The sequence below is a fragment of the Enterobacter sp. DSM 30060 genome, assembly GCF_013375955.1.
Lineage (GTDB): Bacteria > Pseudomonadota > Gammaproteobacteria > Enterobacterales > Enterobacteriaceae > Enterobacter > Enterobacter intestinihominis.
In genome coordinates, this window is the sequence record NZ_CP056118.1 from 3,945,080 (window position 1) to 3,966,409 (window position 21,330).

At 58.4% G+C, this 21,330-nt stretch carries 23 protein-coding genes; 19 read left to right on the top strand and 4 right to left on the bottom strand.

What is annotated here, in order from left to right; translation table 11 throughout:
* Positions 1–5: 5 nt before the first annotated feature.
* The 10 genes from paaE to HWQ15_RS18995 all read left to right on the top strand — a co-directional run bounded on the left by paaE (position 6) and on the right by HWQ15_RS18995 (position 10,874).
* The gene (gene paaE, locus HWQ15_RS18950) at positions 6–1,076 is read left to right on the top strand and encodes a 1,2-phenylacetyl-CoA epoxidase subunit PaaE (protein ID WP_032676250.1); all 1,071 of its coding nucleotides are present in this window, start codon (positions 6–8) and stop codon (positions 1,074–1,076) included.
* On the top strand, positions 1,073–1,840 hold the full coding sequence (gene paaF, locus HWQ15_RS18955; RefSeq protein WP_022648023.1) for a 2,3-dehydroadipyl-CoA hydratase PaaF: 768 nt from the start codon (positions 1,073–1,075) through the stop codon (positions 1,838–1,840). Before paaE ends, paaF begins: the two co-directional genes overlap by 4 nt.
* Positions 1,840–2,628, top strand: coding sequence for a 2-(1,2-epoxy-1,2-dihydrophenyl)acetyl-CoA isomerase PaaG (gene paaG, locus HWQ15_RS18960; protein ID WP_139153380.1), 789 nt, complete (start codon positions 1,840–1,842; stop codon positions 2,626–2,628). Before paaF ends, paaG begins: the two co-directional genes overlap by 1 nt.
* A 1-nt stretch (position 2,629) precedes the next feature.
* Complete coding sequence (paaH, locus tag HWQ15_RS18965; protein WP_063148844.1) at positions 2,630–4,054, top strand: 3-hydroxyacyl-CoA dehydrogenase PaaH; 1,425 nt, start codon at positions 2,630–2,632, stop codon at positions 4,052–4,054.
* The gene (paaI, locus tag HWQ15_RS18970) at positions 4,044–4,466 is read left to right on the top strand and encodes a hydroxyphenylacetyl-CoA thioesterase PaaI (RefSeq protein ID WP_023300032.1); all 423 of its coding nucleotides are present in this window, start codon (positions 4,044–4,046) and stop codon (positions 4,464–4,466) included. The genes paaH and paaI overlap by 11 nt, the downstream gene beginning before the upstream one ends.
* Complete coding sequence (pcaF, locus tag HWQ15_RS18975; RefSeq protein ID WP_063215916.1) at positions 4,466–5,671, top strand: 3-oxoadipyl-CoA thiolase; 1,206 nt, start codon at positions 4,466–4,468, stop codon at positions 5,669–5,671. The genes paaI and pcaF overlap by 1 nt, the downstream gene beginning before the upstream one ends.
* 26 nt (positions 5,672–5,697) lie before the next feature.
* Positions 5,698–7,014 carry a phenylacetate--CoA ligase PaaK gene (gene paaK / locus HWQ15_RS18980; RefSeq protein ID WP_023300034.1) on the top strand — a complete coding sequence of 439 codons (1,317 nt, stop codon included), beginning with the start codon at positions 5,698–5,700 and terminating at the stop codon, positions 7,012–7,014.
* A gap of 132 nt (positions 7,015–7,146) precedes the next feature.
* A complete protein-coding gene (gene paaX / locus HWQ15_RS18985; RefSeq protein ID WP_032622213.1) occupies positions 7,147–8,082 on the top strand; it encodes a phenylacetic acid degradation operon negative regulatory protein PaaX in 936 nt (311 codons plus the stop codon).
* A gap of 9 nt (positions 8,083–8,091) precedes the next feature.
* Complete coding sequence (paaY, locus tag HWQ15_RS18990) at positions 8,092–8,697, top strand: phenylacetic acid degradation protein PaaY (RefSeq protein WP_023300036.1); 606 nt, start codon at positions 8,092–8,094, stop codon at positions 8,695–8,697.
* A 179-nt stretch (positions 8,698–8,876) separates the two neighbouring features.
* Positions 8,877–10,874 carry a choline BCCT transporter BetT gene (locus HWQ15_RS18995; protein WP_063148846.1) on the top strand — a complete coding sequence of 666 codons (1,998 nt, stop codon included), beginning with the start codon at positions 8,877–8,879 and terminating at the stop codon, positions 10,872–10,874.
* A 38-nt stretch (positions 10,875–10,912) separates the two neighbouring features.
* Here HWQ15_RS18995 and HWQ15_RS19000 read toward each other — a convergent pair whose 3' ends face one another.
* Positions 10,913–11,548 carry a helix-turn-helix domain-containing protein gene (locus tag HWQ15_RS19000; RefSeq protein WP_032624309.1) on the bottom strand — a complete coding sequence of 212 codons (636 nt, stop codon included), beginning with the start codon at positions 11,546–11,548 and terminating at the stop codon, positions 10,913–10,915.
* A gap of 203 nt (positions 11,549–11,751) precedes the next feature.
* On the opposite strand from HWQ15_RS19000, the gene HWQ15_RS19005 reads away from it, so the two are divergent.
* The gene (locus tag HWQ15_RS19005) at positions 11,752–13,728 is read left to right on the top strand and encodes an alkyl/aryl-sulfatase (protein ID WP_022648033.1); all 1,977 of its coding nucleotides are present in this window, start codon (positions 11,752–11,754) and stop codon (positions 13,726–13,728) included.
* A gap of 53 nt (positions 13,729–13,781) precedes the next feature.
* Here HWQ15_RS19005 and HWQ15_RS19010 read toward each other — a convergent pair whose 3' ends face one another.
* Entirely contained in the window at positions 13,782–14,534 is a 753-nt protein-coding gene (locus tag HWQ15_RS19010; RefSeq protein ID WP_022648034.1) for a hypothetical protein, read from the bottom strand.
* Position 14,535: 1 nt separating this feature from the next.
* On the bottom strand, positions 14,536–14,733 hold the full coding sequence (locus HWQ15_RS19015) for a hypothetical protein (protein WP_022648035.1): 198 nt from the start codon (positions 14,731–14,733) through the stop codon (positions 14,536–14,538).
* Between the two features lie 258 nt (positions 14,734–14,991).
* Between HWQ15_RS19015 and HWQ15_RS19020 the strand changes: the two genes are divergently transcribed.
* From HWQ15_RS19020 to HWQ15_RS19055, 8 genes are read left to right on the top strand one after another with little or no spacing between them, the layout of a single operon-like run.
* Positions 14,992–15,426, top strand: a complete 435-nt coding sequence (locus HWQ15_RS19020) for a nuclear transport factor 2 family protein (protein WP_022648036.1) — start codon at positions 14,992–14,994, stop codon at positions 15,424–15,426.
* A complete protein-coding gene (locus HWQ15_RS19025) occupies positions 15,423–16,142 on the top strand; it encodes an SDR family NAD(P)-dependent oxidoreductase (protein ID WP_063137709.1) in 720 nt (239 codons plus the stop codon). Before HWQ15_RS19020 ends, HWQ15_RS19025 begins: the two co-directional genes overlap by 4 nt.
* Positions 16,139–17,398: an NAD(P)/FAD-dependent oxidoreductase gene (locus tag HWQ15_RS19030; RefSeq protein ID WP_063148847.1), complete on the top strand. Its 1,260-nt coding sequence runs from the start codon at positions 16,139–16,141 to the stop codon at positions 17,396–17,398. Before HWQ15_RS19025 ends, HWQ15_RS19030 begins: the two co-directional genes overlap by 4 nt.
* 1 nt (position 17,399) lies before the next feature.
* Positions 17,400–18,122: a DUF1365 domain-containing protein gene (locus HWQ15_RS19035; protein WP_063148848.1), complete on the top strand. Its 723-nt coding sequence runs from the start codon at positions 17,400–17,402 to the stop codon at positions 18,120–18,122.
* Positions 18,119–19,339 carry a cyclopropane-fatty-acyl-phospholipid synthase family protein gene (locus tag HWQ15_RS19040; RefSeq protein ID WP_063145948.1) on the top strand — a complete coding sequence of 407 codons (1,221 nt, stop codon included), beginning with the start codon at positions 18,119–18,121 and terminating at the stop codon, positions 19,337–19,339. Before HWQ15_RS19035 ends, HWQ15_RS19040 begins: the two co-directional genes overlap by 4 nt.
* Entirely contained in the window at positions 19,336–19,821 is a 486-nt protein-coding gene (locus tag HWQ15_RS19045) for a DUF2878 domain-containing protein (RefSeq protein ID WP_046621641.1), read from the top strand. Before HWQ15_RS19040 ends, HWQ15_RS19045 begins: the two co-directional genes overlap by 4 nt.
* Positions 19,818–20,342 carry a hypothetical protein gene (locus tag HWQ15_RS19050; protein WP_063148849.1) on the top strand — a complete coding sequence of 175 codons (525 nt, stop codon included), beginning with the start codon at positions 19,818–19,820 and terminating at the stop codon, positions 20,340–20,342. Before HWQ15_RS19045 ends, HWQ15_RS19050 begins: the two co-directional genes overlap by 4 nt.
* The gene (locus tag HWQ15_RS19055) at positions 20,339–20,872 is read left to right on the top strand and encodes a DUF3833 domain-containing protein (RefSeq protein ID WP_046621638.1); all 534 of its coding nucleotides are present in this window, start codon (positions 20,339–20,341) and stop codon (positions 20,870–20,872) included. Before HWQ15_RS19050 ends, HWQ15_RS19055 begins: the two co-directional genes overlap by 4 nt.
* Here HWQ15_RS19055 and HWQ15_RS19060 read toward each other — a convergent pair.
* Positions 20,869–21,327: a DMT family transporter gene (locus tag HWQ15_RS19060; protein ID WP_063850090.1), complete on the bottom strand. Its 459-nt coding sequence runs from the start codon at positions 21,325–21,327 to the stop codon at positions 20,869–20,871. The genes HWQ15_RS19055 and HWQ15_RS19060 overlap by 4 nt on opposite strands.
* Between the last annotated feature and the right edge of the window lie 3 nt (positions 21,328–21,330).

Here is a 21,330-nt window from a genome sequence, read left to right on the forward strand (position 1 = left end):
CTGCCATGACAACGTTTCATTCATTAACAGTGGCAAAAGTGGAACCTGAAACCCGCGACGCGGTGACCATTACCTTCGCGGTGCCGCAGGCGTTACAGGAGGCGTACCGCTTCCGTCCCGGTCAGCATTTGACCCTGAAAGCCAGTCCTGGCGGGGATGAACTGCGCCGCTGTTACTCCATCTGCCGGAGCACCGCGTGCGGTGAGATCAGCGTGGCGGTCAAAGCCATCGAGGGCGGACGATTTTCCCGCTATGCCCGGGACGAGATCAAACCGGGCATGGCGCTGGAGGTGATGGTTCCCCAGGGGCATTTTGGCTACCAGCCGCAGGCCGAACGCGAAGGCCACTATCTGGCGATTGCCGCCGGGTCCGGGATCACCCCGATGCTGGCGATTATGTCCGCTACGCTGGCCACTGAAGCCCACAGCCACTTCACCCTGATTTACGGTAACCGCAGCAGCCAGAGCATGATGTTCCGCCGGGCGCTGGCGGACCTGAAAGATAAATACCCGCAGCGTTTGCAGCTGATCTCTATCTTCAGCCAGGAGACGCTCGACAGCGATCTGCTCCATGGCCGTATTGACGGGGAAAAGCTCCATGCGCTGGCAAAAACGCTGGTGAATTTCCGCCAGTACGATGAAGCCTTCATCTGCGGCCCGTCGGCGATGATGGACGAGGCTGAGGCGGCGCTGAAAGCGCTGGGTATGCCGGAAAAAGCGATCCATCTTGAACGCTTTAACACGCCGGGAACCCCCGTTAAGCGGACAGTCAGCGTGCAGGCCGACGGGCAGAAGGTCACCGTCCGTCAGGACGGGCGCGACAGGGAGATCACCCTGACGGCGGACGACGAGAGCATTCTTGACGCGGCCCTGCGTCAGGGGGCAGATCTGCCTTACGCCTGCAAGGGCGGCGTGTGCGCCACCTGCAAATGCAAAGTGCTTCGCGGGGAGGTGGACATGGCGACCAACTACAGCCTGGAGCCGGACGAGCTGGCCGCAGGCTATGTGCTGAGCTGTCAGGCGCTGCCGTTAACCGCTGACGTTATCGTCGATTTTGATGCGAAGGGGATGGCATGAGCGAACTGATTGTCACCCGTCATGGCCGCGTGTTGCAGCTGACGCTTAACCGTCCGGCGGCGCGCAACGCGCTCAACAATGCCCTGCTCACGCAAATTGCGGAGCAGCTTGAAGCCGCCGCCGCGGATGCGGAGATCGCCGTCTGTGTGATTTACGGCAACGAACGCTGCTTTGCCGCCGGGGCCGATCTCAACGAAATGGCGGAGAAAGACCTGCCCGCAACCCTGAACGATATCCGCCCGCAGCTGTGGGCGCGAATAAACGCCTTCACCAAACCGCTGATTGCCGCCGTGAACGGCTACGCGCTGGGGGCAGGCTGTGAGCTGGCGCTGCTCTGCGACGTGGTGATTGCCGGTGATAACGCCCGCTTTGGCCTGCCGGAAATCACCCTCGGGATCATGCCGGGCGCAGGCGGCACACAGCGGCTAATCCGTAGCGTGGGCAAATCGCTGGCCAGCAAAATGGTGCTGACGGGCGAAAGCATCACGGCGGTTCAGGCGCACAGCGCCGGGCTGGTCAGCGACGTCTACCCGGCCTCGCTGACGCTGGAGTACGCCCTGAAGCAGGCGGGGCTGATGGCGCGCCACTCGCCGCTGGCGTTACAGGCGGCGAAGCAGGCGCTTCGCCAGTCGCAGGAAGTGCCGCTTCAGGCCGGGCTGGCGCAGGAGCGTCAGCTGTTTGCGCTGCTCGCGGCCACAGACGATCGCCGGGAAGGTATCAACGCCTTTTTACAAAAACGCACCCCAGACTTTAAAGGACGCTAATTGTGGAATTTATTCTGAGCCATGTTGAGCAGGGCGTAATGACCATTACGCTGAACCGCCCGGAGCGCCTGAACAGCTTTAACGATGTCATGCACCAGCAGCTTTCCGAATGCCTGAAGCAGGCCGAGCGCGATGACGCTATCCGCTGCCTGCTGATCACCGGGGCAGGACGCGGTTTCTGCGCCGGGCAGGATCTCAACGACCGTAACGTGGACCCGAACGGCCCTGCGCCGGATCTGGGCATGTCCGTTGAGACTTTTTACAACCCGCTGGTGCGCCGCCTGGCAAAACTGCCGAAGCCGGTGATTTGCGCGGTTAACGGCGTGGCGGCGGGGGCAGGAGCCACGCTGGCCCTCGGCTGCGACATGGTGATTGCGGGCCGTTCAGCCAGCTTTGTGATGGCCTTCAGCAAGCTCGGGCTGGTACCGGACTGCGGCGGAACCTGGCTGCTGCCGCGCGTGACCGGACGCGCCCGCGCCATGGGGCTGGCATTGCTGGGCGACAAGCTCAGCGCCGAGCAGGCACAGGCCTGGGGAATGATCTGGCATGTGGTGGACGACGAGCAGCTCTCCGCCACCGCACAGCGGATGGCGCTGCATTTTGCCTCGCAGCCGACCTATGGCCTGGGCTTGATCAAGCAGGCAATCAATGCCGCCGAAACCAACACCCTCGACGCCCAGCTTGATCTGGAGCGCGACTATCAACGTCTGGCCGGACGCAGCGACGACTACCGGGAAGGCGTCAGCGCGTTCCTGGCAAAACGCGCGCCGAACTTTACGGGGAAATAAGATGGTGCATATCCATACGGTCGCCGTCATTGGCAGCGGCACCATGGGCGCCGGGATTGCCGAAGTGGCAGCCAGCCACGGTCATCCGGTTCTGGTGTACGACATTGACGCTGCGGCGATTTCCCGCGCCGTCGACGGCATTCGCCAGCGGCTGTCCTCTCGCGTTTCGCGCGGAAAACTCTCTGCCGACGCCGGGGAACAGATCCTCGCCCGCCTGACGCCGGTGACGAATATCATTGCTCTGGCGAAAGCCGATCTGGTGATCGAGGCGGCCTCCGAGCGGCTTGAAGTGAAAAAGGCGCTGTTTACCCAGCTGGCAGAGGTTTGCCCGCCGCAGACGCTACTCGCCAGCAATACCTCGTCTATTTCCGTTACCGCGATTGCGGCGGAGATAAACCACCCTGAACGCGTCGCCGGGCTGCACTTCTTCAATCCTGCCCCGGTGATGAAGCTGGTGGAGGTGGTCAGCGGGCTGGCGACCTCACCCGAAGTGGCCGATGCGCTGTGCGAGCTGGCGCTGAGCTGGGGAAAGCAGCCGGTACGCTGCCAGTCCACACCGGGGTTTATCGTCAACCGCGTAGCGCGTCCTTTCTACTCGGAAGCCTGGCGCGCGCTGGAAGAGCAGGTGGCAGCGCCCGAGGTGATCGACGCCGCCCTGCGAGACGGCGGGGGTTTCCCGATGGGGCCGCTTGAGCTGACGGACATGATTGGTCAGGACGTCAACTTTGCCGTGACCTGCTCCGTATTTAACGCCTTCTGGCAGGAGCGTCGTTTTTTGCCGTCGCTGGTGCAGCAGGAGCTGGTGCTGGCGGGGCGTCTGGGTAAGAAAAGCGGGCAGGGCGTTTACCGCTGGCAGGAGGACAAACCCGCCGTCAGCTGGCTCGCCCCGGTCAGCCACAGCTTCAGCCCGATGCGCGCACAGCGAAGAAGTGACGGTGTCACGGAAATTGACGATCTGTTGTTGATCGAAACGCAGGGTGAAACCGCGCAGTCGCTGGCGCTGCGCCACGGCTGTCCGGTGGTGGTGGTCGACCGCATCGAGCGGGATGTGGCCGTTATAGCCGCCGCGCCCGGCAACCCGCACGCCGCCACGCAGAAAGCCATTTACTGGTTGCAGCACCAGGAGAAACGGGTGGTCCAGATTGCGGATTACCCCGGCCTGCTGATCTGGCGCACGGTGGCGATGATTGCCAACGAAGCGCTGGATGCCCTGCAAAAAGGGGTCGCCAGTGAGCAAGACATCGATACCGCCATGCGCTTAGGGGTCAACTATCCCTGCGGCCCCATCGCCTGGGGCGAGCGCCTTGGCTGGCAGCGTCTGTTAACGCTGCTGGAGAACCTGCAACGTCACTACGGCGAGGAACGTTATCGCCCCTGTTCACTGCTGCGCCAGCGTGCGCTTCTGGAGAGTAGTTATGAGTCATAACGCCTGGCATAACGCCCGCGCGATGTACGAACGGGACGCCTGCGCGCAGGCGATGGGGATGGACATTATCGAGATGGGCGAGGGCTACGCGGTGGTGACCATGACCATCACCCCGCAGATGCTTAACGGGCATAAAACCTGCCACGGCGGACAGCTATTCTCGCTGGCCGATACCGCCTTTGCCTACGCCTGCAACAGTCAGGGGCTGGCGGCGGTGGCCTCAGGCTGCGCCATCGATTTTCTGCGTCCGGGCTTTGCTGGCGATAAGCTGACCGCTACCGCGCGGGTGAAGCATCAGGGCAAACTGACCGGCGTCTACGACATCGAAATTCAGAATCAACAACAGAAAACCGTCGCTCTTTTTCGCGGGAAATCCCACCGCACCGGCGGCAGTGTGACAGGAGAAGCCTGATGCGTAACGCATTTATTTGTGAGGGTGTGCGTACCCCGGTCGGTCGCTACGGTGGAGGATTATCCAGCCTGCGTGCCGATGACTTAGGGGCCGTTCCGCTGCGTGCGCTGCTGGCGCGTTACCCGCAGCTCGATCTGGAGCGCATAGATGACGTGATCTTCGGCTGCGCAAATCAGGCCGGAGAGGATAATCGCAACGTGGCGCGCATGTCTTCGCTGCTGGCCGGGCTGCCGCAGACCGTTTCCGGTACCACCATTAACCGCCTGTGCGGCTCCGGTCTGGATGCCCTTGGCTTTGCGGCGCGCGCCATTAAGGCCGGGGATGGCGATCTGCTGATCGCCGGTGGCGTCGAATCCATGTCCCGTGCGCCCTTCGTGATGGGCAAAGCCACCGCGGCGTTTCAGCGTCAGGCGGAGATCTTCGACACCACCATCGGCTGGCGATTTGTGAATCCGCTCATGCATCAGCAATACGGAACTGACAGCATGCCGGAAACGGCAGAGAATGTAGCGGAATTGTTAAATATAAGCCGTGCCGATCAGGACGCATTTGCCTTGCGCAGCCAGCAGCGCACCGCGCGGGCGCAGCAGAATGGCGTTCTGGCGCAGGAGATAATCCCGGTACAGGTAACGGGGAAAAAAGGCGCGGTAACGGAAGTGAGCGTAGACGAGCATCCGCGCGCCGAAACCACCCTTGAACAGCTTGCCGCGCTGAAAGCCCCGTTTCGCAAGAACGGTGTGGTGACGGCGGGGAACGCCTCTGGCGTCAACGACGGGGCGGCGGCGCTGATTATCGCCAGCGAGCCGATGGCGCTTGCCCAGGGGTTAACCCCGCGCACCCGCATTGTGGCCATGTCGACCGCGGGCGTCGAGCCGCGTCTGATGGGATTAGGCCCGGTTCCCGCCACCCGTAAGGTGCTGGAACGTGCCGGACTCAGTATCACCGATATGGACGTCATTGAGCTTAACGAAGCCTTCGCCGCACAGGCGCTGGGGGTGCTGCGTCAGCTGGGCTTGCCGGATGACGCGGAGCATGTCAACCCGAACGGCGGAGCGATCGCGCTAGGTCATCCGCTGGGAATGAGCGGTGCCAGACTGGCGCTGGCCGCGAGCAATGAATTGCACCGACGCGGCGGGCGCTACGCGCTGTGTACGATGTGCATCGGTGTGGGTCAGGGCATTGCCATGATCCTTGAGCGTGTTTGAGCGAACAATAATGTGAGTACCCTGCGATGATAAATACAACAAAGCTTGATCCGATCGAAACCGCGTCCATTGATGAATTGCAGGCGTTGCAGACCGCGCGCCTGAAGTGGACGCTGAACCACGCCTACAACAACGTTCCGATGTACAAACGCAAGTTTGATGCCGCGGGCGTTCACCCTGACGATTTCAACGAGCTGGCGGACCTGCAAAAATTCCCGTGCACCACCAAGCAGGATCTGCGCGACAACTACCCGTTCGATACCTTTGCGGTGCCGATGGAGCAGGTGGTGCGTATTCACGCCTCGTCGGGCACCACCGGAAAGCCGACCGTGGTGGGGTATACCCAGAATGATATCGACAACTGGGCCAATATCGTCGCCCGTTCCCTGCGCGCCGCCGGAGGCAGCGCGAAGGATAAAATTCACGTCGCCTACGGTTACGGGCTCTTCACCGGCGGGCTGGGGGCGCACTACGGTGCAGAGCGTCTGGGGGCGACGGTGATCCCGATGTCCGGCGGCCAGACGGAGAAGCAGGCGCAGCTGATCCGCGATTTCCAGCCGGATATGATCATGGTGACGCCCTCTTACTGCCTGAACCTGATCGAAGAACTGGAGCGTCAGATGGGCGGTGATGCCAGCGCCTGTTCCCTGCGCGTCGGCGTGTTTGGCGCCGAGCCGTGGACGCAGGCGATGCGCCGCGAAATCGAGAAACGGCTGGGCATTACCGCGCTGGATATCTATGGTCTCTCCGAGGTGATGGGGCCGGGCGTGGCGATGGAGTGTCTTGAAACCGCTGACGGCCCGACCATCTGGGAAGATCACTTCTACCCGGAGATCGTCAACCCGAATGACGGCTCGCCGCTGGCCGACGGCGAGCAGGGTGAACTGCTGTTCACCACGCTGACCAAAGAGGCGCTGCCGGTGATCCGCTACCGCACCCGCGACCTGACGCGCCTGCTGCCGGGCACCGCACGCACCATGCGCCGGATGGATCGCATCAGCGGGCGCAGCGACGACATGCTCATCATTCGCGGCGTTAACGTCTTCCCGTCACAGCTGGAAGAGGAGATCGTCAAGTTCGAACATCTTTCGCCGCACTATCAGCTGGAGGTGAACCGCCGCGGGCATCTTGATTCACTTTCGGTGAAGGTCGAGCTGAAACAGAGTAGCTTAACGCTGACGCATGAACAGCGTTGTCAGGTCTGCCATCAGCTGCGTCATCGGATTAAATCGATGGTGGGGATTTCAACCGATGTGATGATCGTTAACTGCGGAAGCATACCGCGATCCGAGGGTAAAGCCTGCCGGGTGTTTGATTTGCGTAAGGTTGCAGCCAACGGTTGAATTCCCTCACCCCAGCCCTCTCCCAAAGGGAGAGGGTGTATTAAGTTCCCTCTCCCTTTGGGAGAGGGTTAGGGTGAGGGTACACCCCAGATTCGTATGCTATGATTCATCCAGGAAAAAAATAACAACAGAATGAATCACATGAATAAACTTGATGCCTTTATCCAGCACGCAGTCAGCTCTGTTCCCGTCAGCGGAACGTCGCTTATCTCCTCGCTGTATGGCGACGCGCTTTCCCATCGCGGCGGAGAGATCTGGCTCGGCAGTCTGGCGGCCCTGCTGGAAGGGATGGGATTCGGGGAGCGCTTTGTGCGCACCGCGCTGTTTCGCCTCAACAAAGAGGGCTGGCTGGACGTGTCCCGCATTGGCCGCCGCAGCTTTTACCGTCTCAGCGACAAGGGGCTGCGTTTGACCCGACGCGCGGAAAATAAAATCTACCGTGCAGAACTGCCGGCATGGGATGGTAAATGGCTGCTACTGCTTTCCGAGGGGCTGGATAAAACCACGCTCGCGGACGTGAAAAAACAGCTCATCTGGCAAGGGTTCGGCACGCTGGCGCCGAGCCTGATGGCCTCGCCGTCGCAGAACCTCGCGGACGTGCAGTCGCTGTTGCATGACGCGGGCGTGGCGGAAAACGTCATTTTCTTTGAAGCTCATTCGCCGCTGGCTTTGTCACGCGCGGCGTTACGATCCCGCGTGGAAGAGTGCTGGCAGCTGACCGAACAAAACGCGATGTACGAAACGTTTATCAACTCGTTCCGTCCGCTGCTGCCGCTGCTGAAAGAGGCGTCGCCCGAGGATTTAACCCCGGAACGCTGCTTTCAGATCCAGCTGTTACTCATTCATTTTTATCGTCGCGTGGTGCTGAAAGATCCGCTGTTGCCGGAGGAGTTACTCCCGGCGCACTGGGCGGGACAGAGCGCGCGACAGCTGTGCATTAACATCTACCAGCGCGTGGCAGCGGGAGCCCTGGCGTTTGTCAGTGAGAAGGGGGAAACCTCCGTCGGCGAGCTGCCCGCGCCCGGCACGCTTTATCACCAGCGTTTTGGTGGTCTGAATATCACATAAGGAGAGGGTATGCCTGTTTATCAAATTGATGGTCTGACGCCGGTCGTGCCTGAAGAGAGCTATGTTCACCCGACCGCGGTGCTGATTGGCGACGTGATCCTCGGCAAAGGTGTTTACGTAGGCCCCAACGCCAGCCTGCGCGGTGATTTTGGCCGGATCGTGGTGAAAGACGGCGCGAACATTCAGGATAACTGCGTGATGCACGGTTTTCCGGAGCAGGACACGGTGGTGGAAGAGGACGGGCATATCGGCCACAGTGCGATCCTGCACGGCTGCATTATCCGTCGTAATGCGCTGGTGGGGATGAATGCGGTGGTGATGGACGGGGCGACGATCGGCGAAAACAGCATCGTCGGGGCGGCGGCGTTTGTGAAGGCCAAAGCGGAAATGCCTGCGAATCACTTAATCCTTGGCAGTCCGGCGAAAGCGATTCGTGAGCTAAGCGCGCAGGAAATAGAGTGGAAAAAGCAGGGCACGCGGGAGTATCAGGTGCTGGTGGATCGCTGTAAGCAGACGCTGCATCAGGTAGAGCCGCTGCGGGAAGAAGAGCCCGGACGAAAACGGCTGGTATTCGATGAGAACTTACGGCCCAAGTCGGCTGGCCGGGATAATTAACCATTTCTTGCCTGCGAAATAATGCAATGGCATAGGGATGCGTTAACGCGCAACAAATACCCTTTGGGGATAGTGTATAATTGAACGTTTCAGACCTGCATTCATAAAGGGATTTTGTTACCCTGACGCAGATCACGCCTCTCATTCAGAGCGGTCAATGCGTTTATGGAAGACACTATATGAGTGGAAACGACACTATCCCAAAGCAGTCCAAAAGCCAGATTAACAAAGCGGTATTTTACACATCTGCTTTGTTAATTTTCCTTCTTGTCGCCTTTGCCGCGATTTTCCCTGACGTTGCCGATAAAAACTTTAAGCTACTGCAACAGCAAATATTCACCAACGCCAGCTGGTTTTACATTCTTGCCGTCGCGCTGATTTTAATGAGCGTGACGTTCCTCGGCTTGTCCCGCTACGGCGATATTAAACTCGGGCCCGACCACTCCCAGCCTGACTTCAGCTATCACTCGTGGTTCGCGATGCTGTTCTCGGCGGGGATGGGGATCGGCCTGATGTTCTTCGGCGTGGCGGAGCCGGTCATGCACTACCTTTCCCCGCCGGTGGGGACACCTGAAACGGTCGCTGCGGCCAAAGAGGCCATGCGGCTGACATTCTTCCACTGGGGGCTGCACGCCTGGGCTATCTACGCCATCGTTGCGTTGATTCTGGCGTTCTTCAGCTACCGCCACGGCCTGCCTTTGACGCTTCGTTCGGCGCTTTATCCGATTATCGGGGACCGTATTTACGGCCCGATAGGTCATGCGGTGGATATCTTCGCGGTAATCGGCACCGTATTTGGCGTGGCGACCTCGTTAGGCTACGGCGTTTTACAGGTCAATGCCGGGCTGAACCACCTTTTTGGCGTACCCATCAACGATACCGTGCAGGTGATCCTTATCGTCCTGATTACCGGGCTGGCGACCATTTCTGTGGTGTCCGGTCTGGATAAAGGCATTCGCATTTTATCAGAGCTCAATCTGGGGCTGGCGGTACTGCTGCTGGTGCTGGTGTTGTGCCTGGGGCCAACCGTACTCCTGCTGAAATCCTTTGTGGAAAATACCGGCGGATACCTGTCCGAGCTGGTGAGCAAGACGTTTAACCTGTACGCTTATGAACCGAAATCCAGCAACTGGCTGGGAGGCTGGACGCTGCTGTACTGGGGCTGGTGGCTGTCCTGGTCGCCGTTTGTCGGGATGTTCATTGCCCGTGTGTCCCGCGGCAGAACCATCCGCGAGTTCGTGACCGGCGTGCTGTTTGTCCCGGCGGGCTTTACCCTGATGTGGATGACGGTGTTCGGCAATAGCGCCATTTACCTCATCATGAACAAGGGAGCGTCCGATCTGGCGAATACCGTCCAGCAGGACGTGGCGCTGGCGCTGTTTAATTTCCTTGAGCATTTCCCGTTCTCTTCCGTGCTGTCATTTATTGCCATGGCGATGGTCATCGTCTTCTTTGTGACCTCAGCCGACTCCGGGGCGATGGTGGTGGATACCCTCGCGTCCGGCGGCGAGGCCAATACCCCCGTCTGGCAGCGCATCTTCTGGGCCGCGCTGATGGGCGTAGTCGCTATCGCGCTGCTGCTCGCGGGCGGACTGAGTGCGCTGCAAACCGTGACTATCGCCAGCGCGCTACCGTTCTCGATGATCCTGCTGGTGTCGATCTATGGCCTGCTGAAGGCGCTCCGACGCGATTTGACCAAACGCGAGAGCCTGAGTATGGCCACGATCGCGCCGACAGCGGCCCGTAACCCCATTCCGTGGCAGCGCAGACTGCGTAACATCGCCTACTTACCTAAACGCTCCCTGGTGAAACGCTTTATGGAGGAGGTGATCAAACCGGCCATGGTGCTGGTGCAGGATGAACTGAATAAGCAGGGAACGCAGAGCCATATCAGCGACGCGTCGGACGATCGTATTCGCCTTGAGGTGGATTTAGGCAATGAGCTGAATTTCATTTATGAAGTCAGGCTGCGTGGCTATAACTCGCCGACCTTCGCGCTAGCGGCCATGGAGAATGATGAGATTCAGGCAGAACAGCACCGGTACTATCGGGCAGAAATCTACCTCAAGGAAGGTGGGCAAAATTACGATGTGATGGGCTGGAACCAGGAGCAGTTAATTAACGATATCCTGGACCAGTATGAAAAACATCTGCACTTCCTGCACCTGGTGCGTTAATCAGCCAGCCCCTGAAGCATTCGCTTCAGGGGCGTAATTTAATACGCCTCCGGCAGCGGACGGTCTATCGACACCAGCTTTCCGCGCTTCATGGTGATATAGCCCCCGGCTTTAAGATCCGCCAGCACGCGAAAGACATGCGTTCGCGACAGGTTAGTGCGCTTGATGATAAACAGCGCCAGACCCTCATTCTCTCCCGTGTGGGTTTCCTGCCGATAAAGATAGCGATAGAGCATGGGTTTAATGGTCTGGTAGCTGGTGACCTGCCTGCGTTCGTTATGCAGGTCGATGGTGAATATCGACATATAGGTCAGTATGGTGGCCAGCGCCTGCATGCGCTCAGGCCCACCCTGGAAAAATATCTGGTCGAAGTCGGCCCAGGATATTCTCACCAGTTTCACCCTGGCACTGCTGCGATATTCATACTTCGCCAGTGGACAATACCTTTCCATTAAACCGATCGGCATATACTCAATAGTATTGCCAATATTCAGCCCATCATCAGGCATTAATATCGTCAGCGACCCTTCAGTACAGAAATAAATATAGCCAGGTTCAACGGTGAGTTTTTTATTTGCGGCAACGGTTAAGACCTCGCCTTCACAAAGCATTTGCGGAAAAAATTGCCCAATATTGAGTTGCTGATAATAGGTATGGATATCCTGAAAATTCACGCTAAGCCTCTCCCCGCAACGTCTGCTATGGTAGCGAGTATAGCAGCAATAGCCCACGGATTACGAATCGATAAATAACCAGTCCCATATGGGACTATGAAGGGAAGGTATTCTGGTTAGAATGGTCCTCAATGAGTTCGCATTAAAATTATCCGCCACAATTAAATATCGCTGGCGGCGCAATTAATCTATGAGGCCATTTAATGAAATTAACGATAATCGCTAAACATCTGGCGCTGGCCGGTGTGTTGACGTCGCTGTCGCTTTCCGCGTTTGCGGAAGTACAGCCGCAGGATGCCACTCCTACAACCCAGCAGGCTAATAACGCCCTGTATAACAAATTACCGTTTGCCGATAAAACCGACTTTGAAAATGCCCATAAAGGCTTTATCGCCCCGCTGCCGCAAAACATGATCAAAGGCGAGCAGGGGAACGTTATCTGGAACCCGGCGAAATATGATTTCGTCAAAGAGGGTGAAAAAGCCCCGGATACGGTTAACCCGAGCCTGTGGCGTCAGTCACAGCTGATCAACATTGGCGGGCTGTTTAAGGTCACCGACGGCGTGTATCAGATCCGTAATCTCGATCTCTCCAACATGACCATCATTGAGGGCGAGAAGGGCATTACCGTTATCGACCCGCTGTTAAGCGCTGAACCGGCGAAAGAAGCGCTGGATCTCTACTATGCAAACCGCGGCAAGAAACCGGTCGTGGCTGTGGTGATCACCCACAGCCACGTTGACCACTATGGCGGTCTGCGCGGCGTGGTTGACGAAGCTGACGTCAAGTCTGGCAAAGTGAAAATCTACGCGCCGGATGGCTTTATGAAAGAGGCGGTTTCCGAAAACATTATGGCCGGAAACGCGATGAGCCGCCGTGCGAGCTATATGTACGGCAACCTGCTGAAGCCGGATGCAAAAGGCCAGGTGGGTGCAGGCCTTGGCACCACCACCTCTGCGGGTACTGTCACCCTCATCCCGCCGACCGACTACATTACCCATACCGGTCAGGAAGAAGTGATCGACGGCTTGACCTACGACTTTATGATGGCGCCGGGTTCAGAAGCTCCGTCGGAGATGCTGTGGTACGTCAAAGAGAAGAAAATGATCGAGGCCGCAGAGGACGTGACCCATACTCTGCACAATACCTACTCCCTGCGCGGCGCGAAAATCCGCGACCCGCTGGCCTGGTCTAAGTACATTAACGCCGCCATTGAGCGCTGGGGCGCGGACGCGGAAGTGATTATTGCGCAGCACCACTGGCCGACCTGGGGTAACGAGAATATCGTCAAGCTGATGAAAGGCCAGCGCGATATGTACCGCTACATCAACGACCAGACCCTGCGTATGGCCAACAAAGGCCTGACTCGCGATGAGATCGCCGCAGAATTTAAGCTGCCGGAATCGCTCGAGAAACAGTGGGCAAGCCGCGGTTACTACGGCTCCGTTAGCCACGACGTCAAAGCCACTTACGTGTTTTATCTCGGCTGGTTCGACGGCAACCCGGCAACCCTCGACGAGCTGCCGCCTGAACAGGCTGCGAAGAAGTTCGTGCAGTACATGGGCGGCGCTGATGCCATCATGCAGAAAGCCAAAGCGGATTATCAGCAGGGTAATTACCGTTGGGTTGCTCAGGTGGTCAGCAAAGTGGTCTTTGCCGATCCTAACAACCAGGCTGCCCGTAATCTGGAAGCCGACGCGCTTGAGCAGTTAGGTTACCAGGCGGAGGCGGGCACCTGGCGTAACTTCTACCTGACCGGCGCGCAAGAACTGCGTAATGGCGTGAAGAAGCTGCCGACGCCGAACACCGCCAGCCCGGATACCGTGCGGGCGATGACCCCGGAAATGTTCTTCGACTACCTGGGTGTGCACATCAACGGGGTGCGTGCCGGTAACGCGAAGGCGGTCTTCAATGTCGATCTCGGTAAGGATGGCGGCAAATACAAGCTGGAACTGGAAAACGGCGTGCTGAACCATACCGCCAACGCGCAGGCGAAGGATGCCGACGCAACTATCGCGCTTGATCGCACCACGCTGAACAACATCATCCTTAAGAAAGAGACGCTGAAGCAGGCGATGGATAAAGGTGACGTGAAGGTGAGTGGAAACGGGGCGAAGCTGGAAGAGATGCTGAGCTACATGGACAAATTTGACTTCTGGTTCAATATCGTAACGCCATAAGTTCAGGTTTCATCCACATAATCCTGGCGCCTTAGAAATAAGGCGCCATTTTTTTATTCACGCATCGCCAGCGCGCTGGCACTTGCCGGATCGAACAGCGAAATACTCTCGATCTGATCAAGCATGATCACCTTACGGAAATCCATAGCGCTTTTTGGCTCTGAGTCGAGCGTAACCTCATGCTCGGCGTACCATTTGCTGTAGTTGTGCTCAATACACAGCTGCATGTTCTCCCCGTCGCGGTAGCCGCTCAGCATCGGGATAAGCACGATATTGGCGGTTTTTTCATACTCCAGCGTGGCGGTATGGATCATGCCAATATAAATTCGCCGCGACTTCAGCGTGACGTGCGCAAGTTCACCTTCCTCCATGCACTGATAGAGCAGTTGTTCAATCCCGCTCGATTGTGCCAGCCGCTTGTAGAGCTTTTTCCGGCCTTCGCCGTCCAGCCGCGCGCTGCCGGCCCAGTTAGAACGATAGAGACAAAACAGGATCGCAAAGGCCAGCATCACCACGACCGGAGCCTGAATCCCTAAAAAGCTCCAGTTCATAAAATCAATTTGCCAGTCGGCGTATTTTGCGGACGTGAAATGGAACGTGTTGTCGGCGGCGGAGAGGGCGAACAACAGCAGCCAGAGCAGGCCGGTGGCGATCACGCCCTGTAAAACGAAAATGCAGCCATACAGCGCCACAAGGAAATAGACATCCCAGCCGAATGAACGCTTAATTTTGAACCGGGTTGAGAGATCGCGGCTGGTGTACCAGTAGCCGCATACCATCAATACCATGAATATTGCCGTTCCCATTTCAGGCCCTCTTCAGCGCGTTGACATGGCGCAGAAAGTCCTGCCGAACCTCGTTACTTTTGTAGTTAACCGAGGCGTTTCCATCCTGATCGATGATGATGCGGTCGCCATCCTCTACGGCTTCGATAATTTCCTGGTGACTCATAACCTGCAACAAGGATTCCGGGCTGGAAAAGAGCGCCATCAGTAAATTTTTCATCGCGTGACATCCTTATGAATTAAAAGGATAAGTCTGGAAGATAAATGGCACCTTTGCCTTAAGGTTATCCCTAAAAAATAACGGCACGGCGGTGAGAATCTGCTTTTGATTCAAATTGGCACCTCAGGGAAAGTTTTTAAAATACTGAATTAAAAGAGGTATAAAAAATACATCTGCACAAACTTGGACAAATAACGCTAATTGTGTAAGTTTTAATTATGCGATTTCGCTACGTTGTTTACAGCCAGGATGTGACCCATGAGCACGTTGCCGTCCGTCATCAGTCGATTCGTTGATTATTACGCCACGCTGGATACCCAGCCACCTTCGGCGCTGGCAAAGATTTATCGCGCCGATGCCACGCTTATCGATCCCTTTGGCGAACACAGCGGGTTGTTCGCGATTCAGCGCTATTTCACTCACCTGCTGGCTAACGTCCAGCGGTGCCGCTTTACCGTCGATGCACCCTTGCAGCAGGGCGATCGCTTTGTTGTTACCTGGATGATGCACTGGTCGCACCCGCGTATTGCCCGGGGGGCAATGCGCCAGCTGCCGGGCTGCTCTGTGGTAGACATGCGCGACGATCGCATAGTTCGCCAGCGGGATTACTACGATGCCGGAGAGATGATTTACGAACATCTTCCGGTGCTCGGCTGGGCCGTACGCGGCGTGAAGCGGAGAGTGAAATCATGAAAACGGTTCTGATCACCGGCGCAAGCTCGGGCATAGGGGCCGGGCTGGCGAAATCTTTTGCCGACGATGGTTACCGGGTGATTGCCTGCGGGCGCGATGCGAAACGTCTGGCAGCTGTGCATCAGCACAGCCCCAACATTACGGTGCGCCTGTTCGATATGACAGACAGGGACGCCTGTCGCCAGGCGCTGGCGGACTGTGCTGCCGACACGGTGATTCTTTGCGCCGGAACCTGCGAGTATCTCGATCGCGGCGAGGTGGATGCCGCGTTGGTGGCGCGGGTCATGACCACCAATTTCATGGGGCCGGTAAACTGCCTTGCGGCGTTGCAGCCGCAGCTGATATCCGGCAACCGCGTGGTGCTGATCAGTTCGATGGCGCACTGGCTTCACTTCCCGCGAGCAGAAGCCTATGGCGCCTCTAAAGCGGCGTTAACCTGGTTTGCCGACACGCTGCGCCTCGACTGGGAGCCGAAAGGGATCGCCGTCACGGTCGTTTCACCTGGTTTTGTCGACACGCCGCTGACCCGAAAAAATGATTTCCCGATGCCGGGCCGGGTCAGCGTGGAGGACGCCGTCCATGCCATTCGTCGCGGTCTGGCAAAAGGGAAGGATCATATCGCGTTTCCCGCCGGGTTTAGCCTGGCGCTGCGCCTGCTCTCCGGTCTGCCCGATATACTTCAGCGCGCACTGCTGCGCAGGATGGTGCGACCATGAAGATCGCGATTATCGGCAGCGGTATCGCCGGGTTAACCTGTGCCTGGCGGCTCGCCGGACATCATCAGGTCACGCTGTTTGAAGCGCAGGCCACGCCGGGCGGTCATACCGCAACGGTGGATGTCGACACGCCGCAGGGCAACTTTGCCATCGACACCGGTTTTATTGTCTACAACGACCGCACCTATCCGCGCTTCATGGGGCTGCTGAGCGAACTGGGCATCAGCGGGCAAAAAACGCAGATGAGTTTTTCGGTGCATAACCCGCAGAGCGGGCTGGAGTACAACGGCCACACGCTGACGTCGCTGTTCGCCCAGCGTCGTAATCTGTTAAACCCTGCCTTCTGGACGCTGCTGAAGGAGATCGTGCGCTTTAACCGGCTGGCGAAACAGACGCTCCGGGGTGACGTCAGCGAGTCCGCCACGCTGGAGACGTTCCTGCACCAGCACCGCTTCACGCCTTTTTTTGCCCGTCACTACATTCTGCCAATGGGGGCGGCTATCTGGTCATCCTCGCTACAGGAGATGAAACGCTTCCCGCTGCCGCTCTTTTTACGCTTTTTCGAGAACCACGGTCTGCTGGACATTACCCATCGTCCGCAGTGGTACGTGGTGCCGGGCGGCTCCCGGGAGTACATCCGCGCGATGCTGGACAAGCTTGGCGATCGCCTGACGCTGCACCTCAATGCGCCGGTGCAGCAGGTTATTCGCCACGATCGCGGGGTTGATATAACGCGTGAGGGCGTAACAGACAACTTTGATCAGGTGATCTTCGCCTGCCACTCCGCTCAGGCGCTGGCGATGCTCGCCAGCCCAACGCAGGCTGAACGTGAGGTGCTGGGTGATATCGGCTGGCAGCGTAACGAGGTGGTGCTTCACAGCGATCCGCGCTGGCTGCCGGTGTGCAAGCGCGCGTGGGCGAGCTGGAACTACCGCCTCAGCGAGCAGGATCGGGCCAGCGCCTGCGTCACCTATAACATGAATATTTTGCAGGGACTGCCGCCGGGTAGCCCGCTGTTTTGCGTCACCCTCAACCCGGAAACGCCGGTGGAAGAACGCTATGTGCTGCGCCGCTTTGTCTATGAGCATCCGCTTTTTAACCCGCAAAGCTGGCAAGCCCAGGCCCGACGCGGAGAAATAAATGGTCGCCAGCGGAGCTGGTTCTGCGGCGCGTATTGGTACAACGGCTTCCACGAAGATGGGGTACGCAGTGCGCTGGATGTGGTAAACGCTATCGCGGCCGGGGAGGGCAACTGAGATGAACAGCTGCCTTTACCACGGCACATTGCGCCATCGCCGTCTTTCGCCAAAAGCGCACCACTTTACCTACAGCGTCTTTATGGCCTGGCTCGATCTCGATGAGCTGGACGCGCTGCCCTCCGTCGGTGTGCGCCGTAACCGCGTTGCGCCCGCGGCATTTTATGATGCGGACTACCCGCTGGGCACGCCGCTCAAAGAGCGCGTCCTTGAGCGTCTGGAAAATCTGACCGGCGAACGCCCGGCGGGGCGGGTCATGCTTCTAACCCAACTGCGTTATTTCGGCTTTCATTTTAACCCAGTCAATTTTTACTACTGCTATGACGGGGAAGACACCCTGCGCTGGGTTCTCGCCGAAGTCCGCAACACGCCGTGGAATGAACGACACTACTACGCGGTAGCGGGGCGGGACGCCCCGCCGACGCAGAAAGCGTTTCACGTCTCGCCCTTTAATCCGATGGATATGATCTATCACTGGCGCTTCAACAGCCCGGACAGCACGCTGCGCATGCATATCGAAAACCATCAGGAAACGAAGGTGTTTGATGCCACCCTGACGCTGCGCCGGGCGCCGCTGACGCGCGCAGCGCTGCGGTCGCTGCTGGCGCGGATCCCGTTGATGACCCTCAAAACCGTTCTCGCTATTTACTGGCAGGCGCTCAGGCTGTGGCTGAAGCGCGTGCCGCTGCATAACCATCCCCTAAGCAGGAGTGAACGCTCATGACCGATCCCGTCTTTGCGCTTGAACCCGATATCCCGCGCAACGTCCGCGTCGCGCGATGGCTGCTTTTTCGCCTGCTGAACGGGCTGCGCGGCGGCTCGCTGACGCTGCGTGAAGGCGCGCAGACATTCCAGTTCGGCGACGCCTCCACCGCGCTTCACGCTGAGGTGCAGGTACTCGCGCCGGGCGTCTACTGGCGCATTCTAACCGGGGGCAGCCTCGCCGCGGCACAAGCGTGGATAGATGGCGACTGGGAGACGGCCCACCTGACGCCGCTGCTGGAGCTGATAGCGCGCAATAGCCAGATCCTCGGGCAACTGGAAAAAGGGTTTCGCCTGCTCGGGAAACCGGTAGAGCGGCTACGGCACTGGATGCGGCGCAACTCCCGCGCGCAGGCACGGGAAAATATTGCCGCCCATTACGATTTGGGCAACGCCTTTTACGCCCATTTCCTTGATGAACAACTCCTTTACTCCAGCGCGCTGTTTACCGGGGAAGAGCAGGATCTGGCGGCGGCTCAGCAGGCAAAAATGGCCAGGCTGTGCGACCAACTGGCGCTCACCGCAAACGATCATCTGCTGGAGATTGGTACCGGCTGGGGGGCGATGGCGGAATATGCCGCCCGTCATTATGGCTGCCGGGTAACAACTACCACGCTATCGCAGGAGCAGTACCAGTGGGCCACCGCGCGGATCGCGCGGGCAGGTTTACAGGATCGCGTTGAGGTGCTGCTCTGTGACTACCGCGATCTGACCGGAGTGTACGATAAGCTGGTGTCGGTTGAGATGATTGAAGCCGTCGGCCAACGCTACCTGCCAACGTTTTTCCGCACCTGCCAGGCGCGTCTGCGTCCGGGCGGGCGGATGGCGATTCAGGCTATCACCATTCAGGATCAGCGCTATCGCGACTACAGCAAAAGCGTCGATTTTATTCAGCGCTACATCTTCCCCGGCGGCTTTTTGCCCAGCATCACCGCCATGAATGAACTGATGACCCGCCATACCGATTTTGTCGTGCGTAACCTCTTCGATATGGGGCCGGACTACGCCCGCACGCTGGCGCACTGGCGTCAGCGCTTCGTTCACGCCTGGCAGGAGATTGAAAAGCTCGGATTTGATGACCGTTTCCGCCGGATGTGGCTGTACTACCTCGGCTACTGTGAAGCCGGGTTTAACGCCCGCACCATCAGCGTGGTGCAACTGACTGCGGAACGCGTATGAAGCGCTACGGGCAGGTCTTTCTGCTGGCCATCGGGTTTGATCTCTACTGGACGCTGGTGGTGCTGTTTCGCGAGCAGGGGCTGGTCATCTGGATCGCGCTGGCGCTGATTGCCTGGCTGTTGTTACCGCCATCACACCGGGTATACGCTCTTGTGCTGGCTGCGTCGGGCGCGATGCTGGACGCCCTTTGGGCGCTGACGGGGTTGATTTCATTCACTGGCACGTCTCTGATGCCGCTATGGATGGTGGCGCTGTGGCTGATGTTTGCCACCGTCTGGACGCAACTGACCCGCACGACCACCTTGCCGGGCTGGCTGCTGACGGCGCTGGCGACCCTGGGCGGGCCGCTGGCCTACCTGTTTGGCGAGCGTCTGGGGGCCATCACGTTCCTGGATCCGACTTTTATCGTCGTCAGCTGGATGATCCCGGGCTGGCTGGTGCTGATGCTGTTTTTCCACCTGCTGATGGGGAGACAACAATGAGACATCTGTTACTCGCGCTCGCGCTAACCGTTATGGCCTGTAACGCGCAGGCGACTGACTGGCTGAGCTGGCGCAAGGTAGGCGATGCCACCCTCACCTGGGGGCCGTTTACCGTTTATACCTCTCAACTGCTGACGCCCGACGGCAGCTATACAGGAACAGACAGCGATAACGCGCTGATTATCACCTATGCCCGCGACATCGATGGCGACGACCTGCTCGAGGCGACCCGTGACCAGTGGCAGGCGCAGGGCATTTTGCAGCAGGAGCCGCAGAGTGAAGCCTGGCTGCGGATGCTAAAAGCGCTCTGGCCCGACGTCACGCCCGGCACGCAGCTCGCGTTTGTGGTTAATAACGGTCAGGGGCAATTTTGGTATCGCCCCACGGCTTTGCAGAAAAAATTTACGCCCCTCGGGCCGCGCCAGTCGGCAGCGTTTAGCTCGCGCTTTCTGGCGATCTGGCTCGATCCCCGCACCGCGTATCCTGAACTGCGTCAGCAGTTAATCGGAGGACCACAATGAAACGATTCCTGTTAATGGCGCTTACACTGACAATGCTGGTGGCCGGGTGCAGCACAGAAGTGACCGAGTATCGTCAGCAACAGCCACGGCTTGATATTTTCCACTACTTCCAGGGCAAAACCGAGGCGTGGGGGATGGTGCAGGACCGCAGCGGTAAGCAGATCCGCCGTTTTCACGTCGAGATCGCCGGAGATGTTATCGGCGATACGCTGACGCTGAACGAGCATTTTGTCTATGACGATGGCGAAAAGCAGCAGCGCGTTTGGCATATCCGCCGCATTGGCCACGATCGTTACGAAGGCACGGCGGGTGACATAGAAGGTGTCGCGACAGGTCAGGTTTCGGGCAACGCCCTTAACTGGCGCTACAGCATGAACGTGAAGGCGGACGGCAAAACCTGGCTGCTGCACTTTGATGACTGGATGTATTTGCAGGACAGCACCCGCCTATTCAATAAAACCGAGATGAAGAAATTTGGCGTCACCGTCGCCACGGTGACGCTGTTCTTTACCCGCAAAGAGGGCGGTTAATCCTCTTCGGGCTGAGGTTTACTGCTTGAGTAGATGAAAAAGAGCGCGATACTCAGGCAGACGACGGCCCCGAAACGGCTCGCTGAAAACGGAATGGCTTCATTGTTCAGCCAGCCAAAGTTATCAATCAGCATGCTCATGGCCAGCTGACCCAGGATCACCGCTACCGTGGCAACGGCGGTGCCGATACGCTGCACCGCGAGCACCATAATCACTATATAGGGCACGCCGCACAGGGCGCCCAGAAGCTGCCACTTGGGCACATCCATCAGGCTGACCGCCTGTTTCGGCTCAAAAAAGAAAATGAGCAGGGCGGTTACCAGCGCGCCGACGGAAAAGGTCAGAAACGCGCTTTTGAATACCCCCACGCTGCTGCCTAATTGCCCGTTAATGGTAGCCTGAATGCTCAGCGTCGCGCCGCCAATCACCGCCAGAATAATCATAATCACTGTCATAAC